Source organism: Collinsella aerofaciens (assembly GCF_039752955.1).
Classification (GTDB): domain Bacteria; phylum Actinomycetota; class Coriobacteriia; order Coriobacteriales; family Coriobacteriaceae; genus Collinsella; species Collinsella aerofaciens_BI.
Genome location: NZ_JBDMHB010000090.1, coordinates 1 through 1,199, shown reverse-complemented (window position 1 = coordinate 1,199; position 1,199 = coordinate 1). Strand labels below are relative to the sequence as shown.

General features: G+C 57.0%; 1 protein-coding gene. It reads right to left on the bottom strand.

The annotated features are described in order from the left end of the window. Window positions 1-196: 196 nt before the first annotated feature. Window positions 197-1,199: phospho-sugar mutase (locus ABHR75_RS09915; RefSeq protein ID WP_346964239.1), on the bottom strand; the 1,003-nt coding region annotated here is incomplete at its 5' end.

Below are 1,199 nucleotides of genomic sequence, written 5' to 3'. Positions count from 1 at the left end.
CGCTGGTTCCCGGTTCCACCGGGCCGCGCGGCAAGGAGATATATTGCCAGACCGGAGGGGCCCCGGGGGCGGGAATCTGGGCGTACACATTTCCTACACATATAAGTACTCTCGGCTGGCTGGTTAAAAATAGGAGGGGACCTCGCATCCGAGATCCCCTCTTTCGCCCATCTATAGCAATAGACTCTTAAATACCTTATGCCAGCAGCTTGCGACCGGACTCCTCGATCGCGTCAAGTGCTGCATCTGCCTCGGCGGCATCCGCGCCCTTAGCGAAGATGTACAGCTTAATCTTGGGCTCGGTGCCGGAAGGACGAACAATACCCTTGTTGCCACCCTCAAGATCGAACTCAATGACATTAGCCTTCGGCAGGCCGTTCACGCAGGTGTTGTAATCCACGACAGCCTCAATCTTAGAACCGGCGAGCTCCGCAGGCGGGTTCTCGCGCAGACCGGCCATGATGCCGGCCATCTTTGCCGCACCCTCAGCACCCGGATAGCTCAGCGAAATCGTCTTGTTGTGATAGTAGCCATACTTCTCGTACAGCTCGTGCATCGCATCGGCGAGGTTCTTACCCTGCAGCTTGTAATACTGAGCCATCTGGCAAATCAGCAACGAAGTGCTCACGGCGTCCTTGTCGCGCACATGGTCGCCGGCCAGATAGCCGTAGCTCTCCTCGAAACCGAAGATAAAGCGATCGACTTCACCAGCATCGGAAAGCGAGGTAATGATGTCACCGATGTACTTGAAGCCCGTCAAGCAGCGACGGAGCTCAAAGCCATACTCCTCGGCCAGTGCATCGACCATGGCGGAAGAAACGATAGTAGTAACGGCAACCTTCTTAGCAAGGTCCTCACCGCGGGCCGCACGGGTCTTGCAGATATAATCGAGCAGCAGAACGCCCATCTCATTGCCGGTCAGCAGCAGATAGTCATCGCCATTCTTAACGGCAACGCCAACACGGTCGGCGTCGGGATCGGTTGCAAGCAGCAAATCAGGGTGAACCTGCTCGCAGAGATCGATGCCCTTCTGCATGGCCTGACGGATCTCGGGGTTAGGATACGGGCAGGTCGGGAAATCGCCGTTAGGCTCCTTCTGCTCGGGAACAACCGTGACATCGGTGATGCCAGCGCGCTCGAGCACCGTGGTAACAGGAATGAGGCCGGTACCGTTCAGCGGCGTATAGACAAGCTTGAGC